A 15,462-nucleotide genomic window follows, 5' to 3' on the forward strand; every position below is an offset into this window, starting at 1 on the left:
GTACACCTAACTGACGGCCGAGTGGGCCAGCCCGGGCTCGAACCACCTCGAGGCGCTCGAGTGGCAGAACGATTACATGCTGACCCAGGGCCAGTATCCGTTCGACCTGGCCTTCCACACCAACGTCGAACGCGCGCTGGACGGCTCGGGCGAGATCGGCCTGGAATTTGGCCCGGTGCTGCAGACCGAGGTTGGCCGCACCCAGCTGAATTTGAACCTGTTCCTCGAGCGCGACTACCGCGTCGAGGTATCCGAGCCGATACAGTTCAAGTACCAGTGGCAGGTCAAGTATCGCTGGGTCGAGAAGCTGCAGTTCGGCGTGCAGGGCTTTGGCGAAGTGGGGGAGTGGAACAGCTGGCTGCCGCGCGCGCAGCAGTCGCACCGCGCCGGTCCGGCGCTGTTTGGCAGCTGGGACTTGGGCGGTGGACGGGAATGGAAGTATGAAGCGGCCTGCCTGATCGGCAAGAACTCCGCCCGCAAAGCGAAGAGCTTTGCGATGCGGATCCAGTACGCCGATTAGAAGCCGACGCTAGAAATCGAACTGCGCCGACACGCGCACCGTGCGCGGCGCGCCCGGCAGCAGGTAGCCGCCCAGCGCCGGCGTAACATCGCGCCAGTAGAACTTGTCGAACACATTGTTTACGCCCGCGCGCAAGGTGGTCGGCACGCCGGCCACGCGGGTGCTGTAGGCGGCGCCAAAGTCGGCGACGTGGTAGCCCGGCACCGAAACGCTGTTCTCGACATCGAACGCCTTGCGCCCGGCGTACTGCCAGGCCGCGTTCACCTTCAGGCCGGCCACCTGCGCCACGCTGTACTCAACCCATGCGCTCGACTTGAAGCTCGGGACGTTGGTGACCCGCTTGCCGTCGATATCGGCGCGGCCGGTGCCTTCCTGAGCTGTGTGCAGCGCCAGCAGCGACAGGCCGTACTGCACGCTGCCGGCGGTCGTGCCTTGCGCCGACAGTTCAAGCCCGCGGTGGGTCTGCTCGCCGCTGCGCACAAAAGTTTTCGACGCGTCGGTGTATTCGAGCCCTTTGCGAACCTGGAACAGCGCCGCCGATAGCGTGACGCCGTTGTTCAGCGCACCCTTGACGCCCACCTCGACCTGCTTCGAGCGGCTTGGCGCCAGTGCGGTGTTTTCGAACGTCGTCTTGATCGGCGCGATGCCGCCGTGTTCGAGGCCATGCGTCATCGCCGCGTACAGGTTCCAGTCCTGGGTCGGGCTGTACACCAGCGCCACGTTCGGCAGCACGAAGTTGTCGTCGCGGTGCACGTAAAAACGCTGCGCGCCGGCGACGCGCGAGTTCTCGTCCGGGATGTACTCGTCGCGCTTGACCTGCACGTAGCGCAGGCCGGCGTGCAGCTTGAGCTGCGGCGTGAGCGCGGCGATATCCTGGACGAACAGCGCCCGTTCGTTCTCGCGGCGCCGCTCGAATACCGGGCCGGTCGACGGATTGCCCGGCGCCGGCGGCACCGCCACATTGTGATAGATGTTGCTGCTGCCGGCGTAGTCATAGACATAGTCGCCCGACTTGTCGCTGCGGGTAAACAGCGACATGCCGGCGGTGAGCCGGTGGCGCACCGCGCCGGTGGCGAATTTTCCCTGCACCAGCGCCTGCGCGCCGAACGGCGACTTCGATTCGCCCACGCTTTGGTAGTCGTAGACGTCGTAGTCGCCATTCGAGCAGTAGCCCGGATAGAAGCCGTCGCCCTCGTTGCTGCAGCCGTAAGGGAAGGCGGTGTAGTCGTCGCGCTTGAACCAGTGCTTGTTCATGCTGACCGTCGCGTTCCAATCGTCGTTGATGCGGTATTCGAAGCGCAACCCGGCGTTGCTGCTGCGCGTGTCGACCGGCTTGGCCCACGGCTGGTCGTTGAGCAGCATCGACGCCGACACGCCGGTCGGCAGCGTGGTGTTGCGGATCAGCTGGTAGCCGGGTGCCGTCAGCTGCGACTTGTGCTGGTAGTCGACATCGAACTGCAGCAGCGCGTCCGGCGAAATCTGCCAGTCGAAGGCGCCGGAGACGAACTTGCGTTCGCCGTCGGCGTTCTTGATGTACGAGCGCAGGCTCTCGGCGGCGGCGTTGATCCGGTAGCCGAAGTGCTGGTCGGCGAAGCGCCCGCCCAGGTCGACCGAGCCGTACACGGTGCCGCGCTCGCGCGCTTCCAGCGTGACCGAGCGCAGGTCGGTCACGGTCGGGCGCTTGGTGACGTAGTTGATGATGCCGCCCGGCGCGGCAACGCCGGCCTGCAGGCCCGCCAGGCCCTTGAGCACTTCGATGCGCTCCTTGTTTTCGAGCGGGATCTGGGTGTCGCCGGGGATGGCGATGCTGTCCTTGCGGTAGCTCGACGCACTGTCGAGCGTGAAGCCGCGGATCGAGAACTGCTCGGCGTAGCCGACCGCGTTGTACGAATCGCTGACGCTGGCGTCGAGCTTCATCGCGTCGGTGCTGTTGTGAATGCCCAGGTCCTGCATCTGCTCGCGCCCGATGACGCTGATCGTCGCCGGCGTTTCCAGCAGCGGTGCGTCGGCAAAGCCGCCGATAGCGGCGCGCGCGACGGCGACCGCTTTGCTGCCGGTGATGACGACTTCCTGCATCGGCTGCACGGTACTTTGCGCCGCGGTTTGTGCCGACGCGTTGATAGCGACCGCCTGCATCACTGCGAGGGCGAGCACGGAATACTTCAGGTGTGGATGTGACATTGTCTGCTCGTGGTAGTGCGCCGGCAAAGGCGAGCGCGAAAAATAAAAACCGGAGCCAAACGGGAGGAGTGAACAAAGGAGGGAGGTACTTTGCGCTTTCCTTCGCTGGCATTATCCAGATCAGGTACGAAGAGTATCTCTCACCCGGAATTTGCGTTCCAGGACCCCTAGCGAATGGCGAGTTTATCACGAACGGGCGCGCGGCGGGGCAAGCCGCGGCGGCGGGGCCCTACAGCGATTCGGTCTCGGGCAGCGGCGCGCGGCGCGTCGACGGCGTTGGCGAGCGCTTGAATTTGCGCTCGAGCGTGAGGCGCGCGGACGCGCCGATCTCGGCCCAGTTCTCGCGCCGGATGGCGGCGCGTTTGCGGTGCTTGCGCGGCATGTCGGCCAGCGGCTTGACGTAAAACGGCAGCGCCACCAGGTAGCCGCAACCGGGCAGTTCGACGCCGCCGAGTATCTTCCAGAAGCCGTCGTAGGCGTTGGCGAAGTGCTTGACATCCTGCGCGTCGTAGGTCGGGTGGCAGCTGCCCTTGATCGCGACCAGCTCATTGGCGCCGACCGCCTGCGCCACGCCCTGCATCGCGGCGAAGCAGAAAAAGCTCGGCGAATTGTTCGGGAAGGCTGCCTCGAACGCGGCGAAAGCGGCATCCGAATCGGTCCAGCGGCCCTGGTTGCGCGCGACGAACGGCACCATCGCGCTGTCGACGCCGACCACGCCGCCGGCGATCCAGCTGAAGCTCAGGCGGTGCAGGCATTTGCCGTCGGCCTCGAACGCGATCGTCAGGTCGCCCTCGGCGTTCATGCGCGAGGCCATCGCCAGCTTGATGACGAAGTCGCTGCCGCCGGCGCGGCGCTGCCACAAGATCAGGCCGCCGGCGCGGTAGACCGCGTACTTGTAGGACGTGTTGAAGGTCGCGTCATCGAACGCGTAATGGTGCAGCACGCAGGCGATGCGCGCGCGGGCGCTCAGGTTCTTGATCAGGTAGTCGCGGTGGCTCAGGTGGTGGAACAGGTCGTCGTTCGGCGGCGCGGCGACGTAGTTGCGAACCAGGTCGAGCCGGCACAGGCGCCGGTGCTGCGGGTAGAACGCCAGCACGCGCAGCGAGCGCGCCAGGCACAGCATCCAGGAGGCGAAGCTGTATTGCTCGCGGCGCGCAAGCCAGTGCCTTGTCAGGTGAGCCAGGATCATCGACGGTCCGCAGGAAGGATGGCAGTGGTAGCGCCGGCGTTGCCGCCGTGCGCCATTCAACCAGCATCATCGTTTACCTGTTTGCAACGGGCGGTGATGTAGCTCAAGAAAGGCTGAGCTTACTTTTCGGCAGCCGTTTTCAGCTGTGCCAGGCCCTTGTCGAAATCCTTGCCGATCATGTCGTCCATGTTCATGAAAACGGTCATCAGCTTGGACACGAACGGCATCGGACCGTGCATGTACCACGTCACGTTGGTGCTGTCGCCCTGCGGCGTGAGGGTGAATTCGGTGGTGCTGTGCGATTCGACCGGCTGGAAGAATGCGAGCTTGACGACCGTCCTGGACGGTGTGCTGGCGTCGACGATCTCCATGCGGCCCTTGCCGACGTCGCTGTTGCCTTCCCATTCGTAGACGGCGCCCTTGCCGCTTGCCGCGCCGCTGAATATGCGCTTCATGTTCGGGTCGAGTTTTTCCCACGGCGACCAGCTGGCCCACTGATGAAAGTCGGTCAGCAGCGACGCGATCTTTTCCGGAGTCGCCTTGACGGCGATGCTGCGCCTGACCGAAAAGCTGTCCGGCTTCATGGCCGCCAGGCCGAGGATCAGGACGACGATGGCGAGGACGCCCAATGCGATTTTCTTGATCATGTTTTCTCTCCCTGTGGTTTGGTCGTTCTGCCCGCTCTGCGGCGGTAGCGCGAGACTAGCATGGAAGGCGCCGGCGCCGAAGAAAACCCGCTGCGCGCCGCCGGGCCGGAAAAAGCCGGATAATCGGGCCGATCCATCTGGAAAACGAGGAGTCGGCATGGTCTACCAGCTTTACTACTGGCCCACCATCCAGGGCCGCGGAGAATTCGTGAGGCTGGCGCTGGAGGAAGCGCAGGCAGAGTACGTCGACGTCGCGCGCGGCAAGAACGGCACCCGCGCGCTGATGAAGATGCTGGGTGATGCGAGCGAGCCGTCGTTCGCGCCGCCGTTCCTGGTGGCCGGTGAGCAGACCATCGGCCAGGCCGCCAACATCCTGCTGTTTCTCGGCCCGCGCCATGGCCTGGCGCCGCGCGCGCAGGCGGGGCGATTGTGGATCAACCAGCTGCAGCTGACCATCGCCGACCTGGTCGCCGAAGCGCACGACACGCACCACCCGATTGCAAGCGCGCTGTATTACGAAGACCAGAAGAAGGAAGCGCGGCGCCGCAGCGCCGATTTCCTGGCCGCGCGGGTGCCGAAGTTTTTCGACTACTTTGAAGGCGTGCTGTCGAAGGCCGGGCGCGGCGGCTACTTTACCGGCGCCCGCGTCAGCTACGCCGACCTGTCGATGTTCCAGGTCATCGCCGGACTGCGCTACGCCTTTCCGCTGTCGATGGCGCGCATCGAGGCCGGCTATCCGCGCCTGGTCGCGCTGCACGAGCAGGTGGCGGCGCGGCCGAACATCGCCGCCTACCTGGCGTCGAAGCGGCGCATACCGTTCAACCAGGACGGCATTTTCCGCCACTATCCCGAACTCGATCAGTAGTCAGCCCATCACGCGGCCAGCGGCACGCCGGCGCGTTCGCCGCTGGCGATGCCGTCGCGGCGATCGAGCCGGCCGGCCAAGGTGGTCAGGGCCAGCGCGCCTACCACCACCAGCGCGCCGATCGATGGCGTCGCCATCAGGCCGAGGCGGGCGACGATCAATCCACCGCCCCAGGCGCCGAGCGCGATGCCGACATTGAAGGCGGCGATGTTCAGGCCGGACGCCACGTCCACTGCCTGCGCCGCGTCGCGTTCGGCGCGCTGCACCACATACACCTGCAGCCCCGGCACGTTGCCGAAAGCGACCGCGCCCCATGCCAGCACGGTGACCAGCACCAGCGGCTTGCTGGCGGCGGCAAACGTCAGCACCAGCAGCACGACGGCCAGCAGCGCGAAGACGATCTGAAGCGCGCGCACCGGTCCCTTGCGGTCGGCCAGCTTGCCGCCCCAGATATTGCCGGCGGCGACAGACACGCCGTACACCAGCAGCACCAGGCTGACGGTGGAGGCGGCAAAGCCGGACACCTGCTGCAGGATCGGCGCCAGGTAGGTGAACGCGATGAAGGTGCCGCCATAACCGAGCGCGGTCATGGCGTACACCAGCAGCAGGCGCGGTTTGCGCATCACCGCCAGTTGGGTCAGCAGCGACGACGGCTTGCTGCCGGCGATACCGGCCGGCACCAGGACGGCGCAGCCGACGATGGCGATCACGCCCAGCAGCGACACCGCCAGGAAGGTCGCCTGCCAGCCGAAGCTCTGGCCGATGAAGGTCCCTAGCGGCACGCCCGTCACCAGTGCCACCGTCAGGCCGGAGAACATCAGCGCGATCGCGCTGGCCGCCCTGTCTTTCGGCACCAGGCCGGTGGCGATGGTCGAGCCGATCGAGAAGAACACGCCGTGCGCGAGCCCGGTGAGGACGCGCGCGCCCATCAGCGTGGCGTAGCCCGGCGCCATCCAGGCCAGCAGGTTACCGATGGTAAATAGCACCATCAGACCGACCAGCAGATGCTTGCGCGGGATGCGGCCGGTGAGGGCGGTCAGCACCGGCGCGCCGATCGCCACACCCAGCGCGTACAGGCTGACCAAGAGGCCGGCCGACGGCACCGACACGCCAAGACTGGAGGCAATGGTGGGAATCAGCCCGACGATGACGAATTCGGTGGTGCCGATGGCGAATGCGGCGAGGGTCAGCGCCCAGAGTGCGAGAGGCATGTGCGTCCTTGACTTTTGACTGGGAGTCACGAATGAATGACGTCGACGCGTTGATTGCATTCGCCGCGGTGATAGATACGGGCTCGTTTTCGGCCGCCGCCGCGCGGCTCGGGCAAACGCCGTCCGGTGTCAGCCGCATCGTGTCGCGCCTCGAAGCGCAGCGGGGCATGACATTGATGGTTCGCACCACGCGCCGGCTCGACCTGACCGAGGAGGGCAGCTGGCTGCTGGCGCGCGCAAGGTGCTCGCCGAGCTGGAAGACACCGAGGCGCAGGTGGTGGCGCGCCGCTCGCAGCCGTCCGGCCTGGTGCGGGTGAATGCGGCGACGCCGGCGCTGGGCCACCTGGTCGCGCCGCTGGTCGCCGATTTTCTGGACGCCTACCCGCTGGCCAAACTCGAGCTGACCAGCGGCGAGACCATCGTCGACCTGATCGAGGAACGCGCCGACGTCGCTGTCCGCATCGGCCACCTGGCCGATTCGACGCTGAACGCGCGGCTGCTGGGCACGAGCCGCCTGCGCCTGCTGGCCTCGCCGGCATACCTGCTCAAGCATGGCGAGCCGGCCGATGCCGCGCAGCTGTTGGCGCACCGGCTGCTGGGGTTTTCCGCGCCGGCGTCGCTGAACATCTGGCCGCTGGCGGTGGACGGCGAAGAAGGCATGGCGGTGACGCCGGCGCTGCTGGCGTCGAGCGGCGAGACCTTGCACCAGCTCGCGCTGGCCGGCGCCGGCATCGTCTGCCTGTCGGACTTCCTGACGCGCGACGACCGCGCCGCCGGGACCCTGGTGCCGGTGCTGGCGCCGCTGACCTTGCCGTGGTCGCTGCCGGTGTGGGCGGTGTTTTACAAACAGGGCGCGCTGGCGCCGGCGGGTGGCGGCGCTGGTCGACTTCGTGGCGCGCCGGCTGGGCGAGGGCATCCTCGACCCTTGATTAGTGCGGCGCGACTTGACGCAGCCGGTGCGGCGACGAAGCGGCGGGAACCGGCGCGGCAGCCGCGATCAGACACTCTGCCACAACTGGAGAGGGCCGATGTTTACAATGATCTCGCTGATCTACCTGCAGATGGGCATGGTCGTCAATCTGGCCGGCTCGACCGTGTCGGGCGAGTTCAAGACACTGGCGCAGTGCCAGAAGGCAGCCGTGGCCAGAAGGGCGCGTTGCCTATTCCGCCCGGCCATGCGGCGGCGTGGCAGGACACGCTGTGCGTTCCGATCAACCGCGACGTGCGCGTCGGCAACGAGCGTCAGACAGATTTCGAAAAACTGCTGGCCGACGCGATCGAACCGCGCGCCTGCGACAGCGAGGGCGTCTGCCGGCGCGCCGGTATCGAGCGGCGCCGCGGCAAGCACTAGTATTGCGATTCCAGTAACATCGGCGTTTTCAGCCAGGAGCGTCACGATGCGAACCAGCCATATCCTTCTGATGGCAAATTACAACGCGACGATGAATCGCAAACTGTACCAGGCTGCGCGAACCTTGCCGGCACAGGCGCTGACGGCCGACCGCAAGGCGTTTTTCGGGTCCATCCTGGGCACCCTGAACCACCTGGTCAATGGCGACACCATCTGGCTCAAGCGTTTTGCCGCGCATCCGGCCGGCTACCGGCAGCTCGATACCGTCGCCGCATTGGCCAGTCCCACTTTCCTGGCCGAGTTGCGCTTCGACAATTTCGACGAGTTGTGGGAGCACCGGCGCTGGCTCGACGAACTGATAGTGGAATGGGCGGCGAGCATCGCCGACGCCGACCTGGACCACACCCTGGACTATGTCAATTCGCGCGGCGCGGCCCACAAGGACTTTTTCAGCGTCCTGATGCATTTCTTTAACCACCAGACCCACCACCGCGGGCAGGTCAGTACGCTGTTGTCGCAAGAAGGCATCGACATCGGCGTGACCGACCTGCTGGTGCTGATTGCCGACGCGCCGCGCTGATCCCACTTTCCGGATTCATCGCAGAAACAACGCGTGCTGCCAATTGATTGGTTTCTAATAAGAAACGAATCAAAACGTCAATTGGCAATAAGTCCATCAAAATGAGGGTGAAAAGGATGCCTAATCAACACTTTGATAATTGACCAAACCTCGATAATTAACAAACAAAATGTTAAATCTCAAGGAGTGTCGTCATGGACCAGTGCCCAGCAGTCGTGTCTTCCCAATCCCTCGTGGCCGATGTAATGACGTCTTCTTTTGTGCGTGAGCAAGCCAAGCCCGTCGAGCGGCTGCCGTTTACCATCAAGCGCGTGCAAACCGATGAGGACATGCGCAAGGCCGTGCAGATCCGCCACGCCGCCTACGCCCGCCATGTGCCCGAATTTGCCAGATCGCTGCGCGAGCCTGAACTGTCCGATTACGAGAACGATTGCGTGGTGTTGCTGGCCGAATCGAAGCTCGACGGCTCGCCGCTTGGCAGCATGCGCGTGCAGACCAACCAGGGCCGCCAGCTGAGCGTGGAAGACTCGGTCGCGCTGCCGGACTGGCTGCAGGGCCGCCGCCTGGCCGAATTGAGCCGCCTGGGCGTCGACGGCGGACGGGTGGGGCGTCTGGTCAAGATTGCACTGTTCAAGGCGTGCTTTGAGTATTGCGAGAATAACCGCATCGATTACCTGGTGCTGACCGGCCGCAGCCCGGTCGACCGTCAATACGAGCAATTGTTGTGCGTCGATGTCTTCGAGGAAAAGATGACAATTCCGCTGCAGCACGTCGGCAACATACCGCATCGCATCATGTCGTTCGACATCGCGACCGGGCAGGAGCGTTGGGAGGCGGTCAACCATCCACTGCTGGGGTTTTTCCGCCACACGCGTCATCCCGACATCGATATCTCGAAGAAGACCATGCCCCGTCCGGTTCGCGTGCCGGTCACGCCGCGCCTGCCGGATCAGCCGCGCGGCAATCCGTCCGTTTTCGCGCTGGCCTGACGCCGCCGGCACGTCCATACAGGCTTGTCACCGTTGAGTGGGGAGAGGGGCGGCGCCGTCGAGGCGCCGCCCGAATCCCCCACTTAATGGTGACATAGCCATTTTTGCCGGCAAGCGTAGTCGGGAGAACATGCACACCTTGTCGTCACGGGCCGGTTGTGCAGTACGGAAATTATTGCAAATCATCACTTTTTGCCTGTATGCTTGCGACAAGACACAATTCACGGGACCGGCCCGTGTTATGTGCCGATACACCTCTTGATCGCCATGCAGAAGTCTTTCAACCAATTACGCGATATTTTGCCGATGCTGGCGAAACGCACGTCCCAGTCGGTCCTGCACGCCTTCGCGTATTACCTCATTCCGATCGGTATCGCCACCTTTTCGCTGATCGCGCTGGTGTTCTGGACGCCGCAATATGCAGCCGATGGGGATGTGCCGCTGGTGCTGCGCACCGTCGTCGATGAGCGCGGCGCGCTGGCCCCGGCCGACGCGCTGGCCAAACTGCAACAAAAAGAACGGGTCAGCCAGTTCGACACCAAGCTGTCGGAAGCGCCCGTCTGGTTCAGCTTCGCCACGCTCAACCAGAACGGCGAGCCGGCCGTCATCGATTTTCCGTCGCGCCACGCCAGCGAGATCGCCTGCTGGGACCAGGCGTCGCTGCAGTCGCTCGGCGCCGCCTCGCGTCAGCACGCCCATCGGCAACTGAGCTCCGCCCGAGGCGGCTTCGCGCTGAAGCTGCCGGCCTTGCCGGCCTTGCCGGCCAACATCCTGTGCCGCGCCGCCTTCATCGGCCCGGCCCAGCTGACTGTGCGGCAATGGCCGGCCGGGCAGTTCGACCTGGCGATTGAGCAATATCATCGCAAGTCGGGCCTGCTCGACGGCGGCATGCTCGTGCTGGCAGTGTTCGTGCTTATTACCGCGCTGATCAACCGGCGCTCGCTGTACGTGCTGTTTTCCGCCTGGCTGATCCTGAACCTGCGGGTCGGTGCGCTGTCGGCCGGCTGGGACAGCCAGTGGCTCGGGCAGGTGGTGCCGCCGGAGTTCCTCGCAATTAGCCGTCCGATGACGTTCGTGCTGTACGCGATGTGCACGCTGACCTTGTACCAGACCTTGCTGGCCGACGAACTGAAGAACTCGCGCCACCTGGGCGGCCTGCGCCTGATCCACTGGTCGTGCCTGCCGCTGCTGCTGGCCGCCGTGCTGCTGCCGTACCGCCTGTTCTTGCCGATCATGTGGGTCATCATGGTCATCGGCCTGTCGATCACGACGGTCGGCCTGATCAGCGTGATGATCCGCTCGCGCACCCGGGTGGCATACTGGATCGCCGCATCGTTCGCCGTCACCTTCGTCGCCTCGCTGGCCGAGATGGTGTCGGCCGCGCTCGGCATGCGCGAACTGCTGGTGATCAATAGCGTCACCGCGGCGCTGGCGTCGAGCCTGCTTGCGGCGCTGGCGGTTGCCGAGCAGATGCGGATGGAGACGGTCAAGCGCATCGCCGTCCAGCAGGAACTGGAGCACACGTACGAGGTCATGCCGGTCGGCGTGTTCACCCTCGACATCTACGGCCACTTCCTCAGCGCCAATCCGGCCTTGCAGAAGATGCTGGGCGGATCGGCGCTGGTGATGGCGCGCAGTAAATGGACGCAATATTTCTCGCAGACGGTATGGAGCCAGCTGCACGATATGGTGCACAGTCATACCGAGGCAGAACTGGAAATCGAGAACCGTGACACTTCGCGCCATTTCCTGGTGCGCGCCATCCTCGCGCGCGGCCGCATCGAAGGCGTGCTGCAAGATATTACCGAGCAGACCGAGGCGACGGAGCAGCTGCGCTTCATGGCCAACAACGATCCGCTGACGAAGGTATTCAACCGCCGCGGCATCGAGAAGATGTTCGAGGGCGCGATCGGCCCGGTGGCCGACGGCAAGCCCCTGGCGCTGGCCTACGTTGACCTCGACCGCTTCAAGCTGATCAACGATCTGTTTGGCCACACCGCCGGCGACGAAGTGCTCAGGCAGGTGTGCGAGCGGATGGGCACGATGCTGGCCGGCGGCCACCAGATCGGCCGCGTCGGCGGCGACGAATTCGTCATCGTCATGCCGAACACGGCGCTGCCGCTGGCGTCGCTGATTTGCCGCGGCATCGTCGACCGCATCGGCAATACGCCGTACCGGGTCGGCGACAAGGCCTTCCACGTGCGCGGCTCGATCGGCCTGATCGAGGTCGGCGCCGGCATGCAGATGAAAGACGCCGTCTCGACCGCCGACCGCGCCTGCCGCGAAGCGAAGACCGGGCGCAAGGAGGGGCTGGTCGTCTACGAGCGCGACGCTTCCGCCTTCCTCGAGCGCGTAGCAGAACTGACGCTGGTCGAGCAATTGTCGTCGACCAATGCGACCGAAGGAATGTTCCTCGAGATGCAGCCGATCATGTCGCTGAAGGCGCCGCACGCTTCGCTCAATTTTGAGGTGCTGCTGCGCATGCGCGAGCGCGACGGCAGCGTCACCTCGGCCGGGCCGATCATCGCCGCGGCGGAAAAAAGCGGGCACGCCGGCGTCATCGACCGCTGGGTGCTGGCCAGCACGCTGAGCTGGATCCAGACCAATCTGACGAGCCTGCCCAATACCCAGTTCGTCTGCATGAACCTGTCGGGCGCGTCGCTCAACGACGAGCGCTTCGTGCAGGACACCATCGACATTCTCGCCCGCCACGTGCAGGTGGCCAGCCGGCTGTGCATGGAGATCACCGAAAGCGTCGCGCTGCACGACCTCGACAACACGCGCCGCTTCATCGACCAGGTGCGCAACTTCGGCGTCAAGATCGCGCTCGACGATTTCGGCGCAGGCTACACGTCGTTCTCGTATCTGAAGGAATTGCCGGCCGACGTGCTGAAGATCGACGGCAACTTCATCGTCAACATCAACGAGCATCCGGCCAACGTCGCGATCGTCGAAGCGATCGTCAACCTGGCGGTGAATCTGGGAATGAAGACGATTGCCGAGTGGGCGGAGGATACGGCGACGGTGCGCACGCTTGCCGAGATCGGCGTCGACTACGTGCAGGGTTTCGCGGTGTCGAGGTCGCAGTCGCCGGATCGCATGCTTACGGCGGCTTCATCAGCCAGCTTCATCCAGGACAAGGATCTGGCGCTGCTGGTGCGTACGCTAGGCGCCCCGGCCAATGTGGCGGAAGTGCCTGAGGCGATCCCGTCGCGCATGCAGGATTTGCACTAGGTTACTGGTTCGATCAGTTCAGCGCCACGCGCTGCTGTCTGGTGCTGGCGGAGGCCTGGTCGAGCACTTGCATGCTCAGCCGCGCCGCCTTCAGTGTCTCGACGTCGCGCGCCAGCATCCGGCTCTTGCCGCGCGGTGCGCTCCAGCTGTCATGCTGGATCGGCATGGGCGTAAAAGCCATCCGCGTGACGCGCCGTGCCGGCGCCGGCGCAGCCGCAGCCGGATCGACAGCGTGGGCATCGGCGGCCTGGGTAGCCGGCGCCTCGGCCGAAGCCGCAACCACCACCGTTTGTACACCCGCGCTGCACTGATTGTCCGTCAGCGTCACCCGGCCATCCTGGTCGACACATTTGACGATGTCGGCGCTATTGGCAAACGCGGCCGAGGCAGCGAACATGGCGGTGAGAAGAAGGCTGCTGCGGAAGGTCTTGTGGTTCATGATGCTGCTCCTGATTAAGATGAACCCATTTTGCCGACAGCGCAAGAAGTTATCTGTTCGCTACCGAACGTGGACAGGATTGTATTATTGTAGGACTCGTCTTGCAGCCGTTGCCCAGCAGAATCGAAATGGCGCCGACGTGAAAACGGCCCGTTCGGCCAGCGCTTTCGCGCCGCGGAACGGGCCGTTTGGTCCGGCTGTCTGTCAGCCGGCGCTGCTAAGCGATGGTTAGTTGCGGTTCGGGTTGTTAGGACGGCGGTCCTGGCTGTTTCGCACGCCGTCGCCATCTTTATCGCGGTCCATGCGGTTAGGTACGCCATCGCCGTCACGGTCGCCGCGCGCCCACTGACCGCGAGTCATTTCCCAGCGGCCATCTCGCTCGGCCCAGGTCGGCTGATTGTAGACATAACCGCGGCGATCGCGCACCCAGGTGCCGCGCACCCATGTGTGGTGATTGCGTTTCCATTCCCAGTGCCCTGGAATCCAGGTGTGGCCGCGGCGCGCTTCAGGCACGCGTTCGGCGCGCAGCGCTGGTGGCGCCTGGCGTACAACGATCACTTCGGCGGCAGCCGGCAGGGTAATGGTGCCCAGCGAGCCGGCGACGAGTGTCGCGATCAGCAGTTTTTTCATCATGATGAAATCTCCTCTTGGATAGGTGTGTCCACAGTTATAGAGTGTTCATAATGAAACGTATGTGCGCTGCTGAACATTGGGCTGTAACAGATGTGTCTGTCACGTGGTGCCCGCAACCAGCCGGGGGGGGCACCAACCGGGGTCAGCACCGACAGTGCCAACCGGGGTCAGTGCCGACAATCGGACACGGCCCCATCCTTGCAAGCCGCAGCGCCGCTCAGTTCGTGTCCGAATGTCGGCACTGACCCCGCTGGTGGCAGCAGCGGCGGTCAGGCGGGCTTGCGGGCGACCAGCTGGACTTCGATCAGATTGCCGAAATGCAGCGCCGGCAAAGGTACCACCGCGCGCGCCGGCTTGTGCTGGCCGAACACGCCGGCGTACAGCGCGTTGAACGCCGCCCAGTGCTCGACGCCCACCAGGAAGGCGGTGCACTGGACGACGTCGCCAAAACCGCAGCCGGCCGCGCGCAGCATTTTTTCGGCTTGGTCGAACACCGATATACACTGGGCGTCGAAGCCGTCTGCCAGCGCGTCGACGGCCGCCGCCGAGGGCAGGATGCCGGAGACGAACACCAGGGCGTTCGCTTCGACCGCCTGCGAATAGTGGCCGCCCGGGAGCGGCAACTAGGGCGACTGCACCAGCTTCATGCGACCAGGCGCGCGAAGCGGGCCAGGTCGACGTTGCCGCCGCTGATCAGGATGCCGACCCGCTTGCCCTCGAGCGGGACCACGCCGTGCAGCGCGGCCGCGGCGCCGAGGCACCCGGTCGGCTCGACGATCATCTTCATGCGCTCGGCGAAGAACTTCATCGTCGCCACCAGCTGGGCGTCGCTGACGGTGACGATGTCGTCGACGTCGCGCCGGATCACTTCGAAATTGTGCTCGCCGATGTGGGTGACCATGGCGCCGTCGGCGATCGTGTCGGGCACGGCGATGTGCACCACCGCGCCGCCGCGCAGCGACTGCTGGGCGTCGTTGCCGGCCTCCGGCTCGACGCCGATGATGCGGCAGTGGGGGCTCTGGGCCGACGCCGCCAGCGCGGAGCCGGCCAGCAGGCCGCCACCGCCGACGCATACCAGCAGCACGTCAAGCTGGCCGGCGTCTTCGATCAGCTCCATTGTGGCGGTGCCCTGGCCGCAGATGACGTCGGGGTGGTCGTACGGCGGAATCAGGGTCATGCCGCGCTCCTGGGCCATGCGCCGGCCGATCGCTTCGCGGTCTTCCTTGTAGCGGTCATAGACGATTACTTCGGCACCGTAGCCTTTGGTGGCGGCCACCTTCAGCGCCGGCGCATCGCGCGGCATGATGATCGCCGACGCCATCCCCAGCAGGCTGGCCGACAGCGCGATCGCCTGCGCGTGGTTACCGGACGAGAAGGTGACGACGCCGGCGCGGCGCTGCTCGTCGCTGAATTTCGACAGCGCGTTGTAGGCGCCACGGAACTTGAACGCGCCGCTGCGCTGGAAGTTCTCGCACTTGAAGAACAGCCGCGCGCGCGCCATGTCATCGGCGGTGCGCGAGGTCAGTACGGGAGTGCGGTGCGCCACGCCCTTGATGCGCGCGGCGGCTTTTTCTATTTCGCTGAACTGCAGTTGCGCCATGTCGACCATATCGAGATCCCGGT

Annotated in this window: 14 protein-coding genes, 1 pseudogene and 1 riboswitch; of the genes and pseudogenes, 7 read left to right on the plus strand and 8 right to left on the minus strand. The window is 65.0% G+C overall.

The features are described from left to right. Positions 1 to 76 precede the first annotated feature (76 nt). Positions 77 to 520 carry a hypothetical protein gene (locus ACP7DD_RS00100; protein WP_426172655.1) on the plus strand — a complete coding sequence of 148 codons (444 nt, stop codon included), beginning with the start codon at positions 77 to 79 and terminating at the stop codon, positions 518 to 520. 9 nt (positions 521 to 529) lie between these two features. Here the strand turns inward: ACP7DD_RS00100 and ACP7DD_RS00105 are convergent, their stop codons facing one another. From ACP7DD_RS00105 to ACP7DD_RS00115, 3 genes are all read right to left on the minus strand, one after another. Further along, the gene (locus tag ACP7DD_RS00105; RefSeq protein ID WP_426172656.1) at positions 530 to 2,701 is read right to left on the minus strand and encodes a TonB-dependent siderophore receptor; all 2,172 of its coding nucleotides are present in this window, start codon (positions 2,699 to 2,701) and stop codon (positions 530 to 532) included. Positions 2,702 to 2,781: 80 nt separating this feature from the next. Further along, a riboswitch (TPP riboswitch) is annotated at positions 2,782 to 2,880 on the minus strand. A gap of 50 nt (positions 2,881 to 2,930) precedes the next feature. Continuing rightward, positions 2,931 to 3,890, minus strand: coding sequence for a DUF535 family protein (locus ACP7DD_RS00110; RefSeq protein WP_426172657.1), 960 nt, complete (start codon positions 3,888 to 3,890; stop codon positions 2,931 to 2,933). A 119-nt stretch (positions 3,891 to 4,009) separates the two neighbouring features. Beyond that, positions 4,010 to 4,537 (minus strand): SRPBCC family protein, encoded by a 528-nt coding sequence (locus tag ACP7DD_RS00115; RefSeq protein ID WP_426172658.1) that lies wholly within the window; start codon positions 4,535 to 4,537, stop codon positions 4,010 to 4,012. Positions 4,538 to 4,694: 157 nt separating this feature from the next. Between ACP7DD_RS00115 and ACP7DD_RS00120 the strand changes: the two genes are divergently transcribed. Continuing rightward, positions 4,695 to 5,402, plus strand: a complete 708-nt coding sequence (locus ACP7DD_RS00120) for a glutathione S-transferase (protein WP_426172659.1) — start codon at positions 4,695 to 4,697, stop codon at positions 5,400 to 5,402. An 8-nt stretch (positions 5,403 to 5,410) separates the two neighbouring features. Here ACP7DD_RS00120 and ACP7DD_RS00125 read toward each other — a convergent pair whose 3' ends face one another. Then, the gene (locus tag ACP7DD_RS00125) at positions 5,411 to 6,613 is read right to left on the minus strand and encodes an MFS transporter (protein WP_426172660.1); all 1,203 of its coding nucleotides are present in this window, start codon (positions 6,611 to 6,613) and stop codon (positions 5,411 to 5,413) included. A gap of 32 nt (positions 6,614 to 6,645) precedes the next feature. Here ACP7DD_RS00125 and ACP7DD_RS00130 point away from each other — a divergent pair. The 5 genes and pseudogenes from ACP7DD_RS00130 to ACP7DD_RS00150 all read left to right on the plus strand — a co-directional run bounded on the left by ACP7DD_RS00130 (position 6,646) and on the right by ACP7DD_RS00150 (position 12,767). Next, positions 6,646 to 7,542, plus strand: a pseudogene (locus ACP7DD_RS00130) (LysR substrate-binding domain-containing protein). Between the two features lie 194 nt (positions 7,543 to 7,736). After that, positions 7,737 to 7,964, plus strand: coding sequence for a hypothetical protein (locus tag ACP7DD_RS00135; RefSeq protein WP_426172661.1), 228 nt, complete (start codon positions 7,737 to 7,739; stop codon positions 7,962 to 7,964). Positions 7,965 to 8,034: 70 nt separating this feature from the next. Next, positions 8,035 to 8,544, plus strand: a complete 510-nt coding sequence (locus ACP7DD_RS00140) for a DinB family protein (RefSeq protein ID WP_426172662.1) — start codon at positions 8,035 to 8,037, stop codon at positions 8,542 to 8,544. Between the two features lie 245 nt (positions 8,545 to 8,789). Then, positions 8,790 to 9,533, plus strand: a complete 744-nt coding sequence (locus ACP7DD_RS00145; protein ID WP_426172663.1) for an N-acyl amino acid synthase FeeM domain-containing protein — start codon at positions 8,790 to 8,792, stop codon at positions 9,531 to 9,533. A gap of 267 nt (positions 9,534 to 9,800) precedes the next feature. Beyond that, positions 9,801 to 12,767 (plus strand): putative bifunctional diguanylate cyclase/phosphodiesterase, encoded by a 2,967-nt coding sequence (locus ACP7DD_RS00150; RefSeq protein WP_426172664.1) that lies wholly within the window; start codon positions 9,801 to 9,803, stop codon positions 12,765 to 12,767. Between the two features lie 13 nt (positions 12,768 to 12,780). Here ACP7DD_RS00150 and ACP7DD_RS00155 read toward each other — a convergent pair whose 3' ends face one another. The 4 genes from ACP7DD_RS00155 to ACP7DD_RS00170 form a co-directional block, all read right to left on the minus strand. Beyond that, positions 12,781 to 13,206: a DUF4124 domain-containing protein gene (locus tag ACP7DD_RS00155; RefSeq protein WP_426172665.1), complete on the minus strand. Its 426-nt coding sequence runs from the start codon at positions 13,204 to 13,206 to the stop codon at positions 12,781 to 12,783. A 228-nt stretch (positions 13,207 to 13,434) separates the two neighbouring features. After that, the gene (locus ACP7DD_RS00160) at positions 13,435 to 13,839 is read right to left on the minus strand and encodes a YXWGXW repeat-containing protein (RefSeq protein WP_426172666.1); all 405 of its coding nucleotides are present in this window, start codon (positions 13,837 to 13,839) and stop codon (positions 13,435 to 13,437) included. A 269-nt stretch (positions 13,840 to 14,108) separates the two neighbouring features. Then, positions 14,109 to 14,462, minus strand: coding sequence for a RidA family protein (locus ACP7DD_RS00165; RefSeq protein ID WP_426172667.1), 354 nt, complete (start codon positions 14,460 to 14,462; stop codon positions 14,109 to 14,111). Positions 14,463 to 14,482: 20 nt separating this feature from the next. Further along, on the minus strand, positions 14,483 to 15,439 hold the full coding sequence (locus ACP7DD_RS00170; RefSeq protein ID WP_426172668.1) for a threo-3-hydroxy-L-aspartate ammonia-lyase: 957 nt from the start codon (positions 15,437 to 15,439) through the stop codon (positions 14,483 to 14,485). Between the last annotated feature and the right edge of the window lie 23 nt (positions 15,440 to 15,462).

The sequence above is a fragment of the Massilia sp. TWR1-2-2 genome (assembly GCF_049897565.1).
Classification (GTDB): domain Bacteria; phylum Pseudomonadota; class Gammaproteobacteria; order Burkholderiales; family Burkholderiaceae_D; genus JAFCUW01.

Bases quoted from the DNA above. Each gene is read 5' to 3' on its own strand.
- ACP7DD_RS00100 (WP_426172655.1), top strand. From the start codon at position 77: ATGCTGACCCAGGGCCAGTATCCGTTCGACCTGGCCTTCCACACCAAC.
- ACP7DD_RS00105 (WP_426172656.1), bottom strand. From the start codon at position 2,701: ATGTCACATCCACACCTGAAGTATTCCGTGCTCGCCCTCGCAGTGATG.
- ACP7DD_RS00110 (WP_426172657.1), bottom strand. From the start codon at position 3,890: ATGATCCTGGCTCACCTGACAAGGCACTGGCTTGCGCGCCGCGAGCAA.
- ACP7DD_RS00115 (WP_426172658.1), bottom strand. From the start codon at position 4,537: ATGATCAAGAAAATCGCATTGGGCGTCCTCGCCATCGTCGTCCTGATC.
- ACP7DD_RS00120 (WP_426172659.1), top strand. From the start codon at position 4,695: ATGGTCTACCAGCTTTACTACTGGCCCACCATCCAGGGCCGCGGAGAA.
- ACP7DD_RS00125 (WP_426172660.1), bottom strand. From the start codon at position 6,613: ATGCCTCTCGCACTCTGGGCGCTGACCCTCGCCGCATTCGCCATCGGC.
- ACP7DD_RS00140 (WP_426172662.1), top strand. From the start codon at position 8,035: ATGGCAAATTACAACGCGACGATGAATCGCAAACTGTACCAGGCTGCG.
- ACP7DD_RS00145 (WP_426172663.1), top strand. From the start codon at position 8,790: ATGACGTCTTCTTTTGTGCGTGAGCAAGCCAAGCCCGTCGAGCGGCTG.
- ACP7DD_RS00150 (WP_426172664.1), top strand. From the start codon at position 9,801: ATGCAGAAGTCTTTCAACCAATTACGCGATATTTTGCCGATGCTGGCG.
- ACP7DD_RS00155 (WP_426172665.1), bottom strand. From the start codon at position 13,206: ATGAACCACAAGACCTTCCGCAGCAGCCTTCTTCTCACCGCCATGTTC.
- ACP7DD_RS00160 (WP_426172666.1), bottom strand. From the start codon at position 13,839: ATGATGAAAAAACTGCTGATCGCGACACTCGTCGCCGGCTCGCTGGGC.
- ACP7DD_RS00170 (WP_426172668.1), bottom strand. From the start codon at position 15,439: ATGGCGCAACTGCAGTTCAGCGAAATAGAAAAAGCCGCCGCGCGCATC.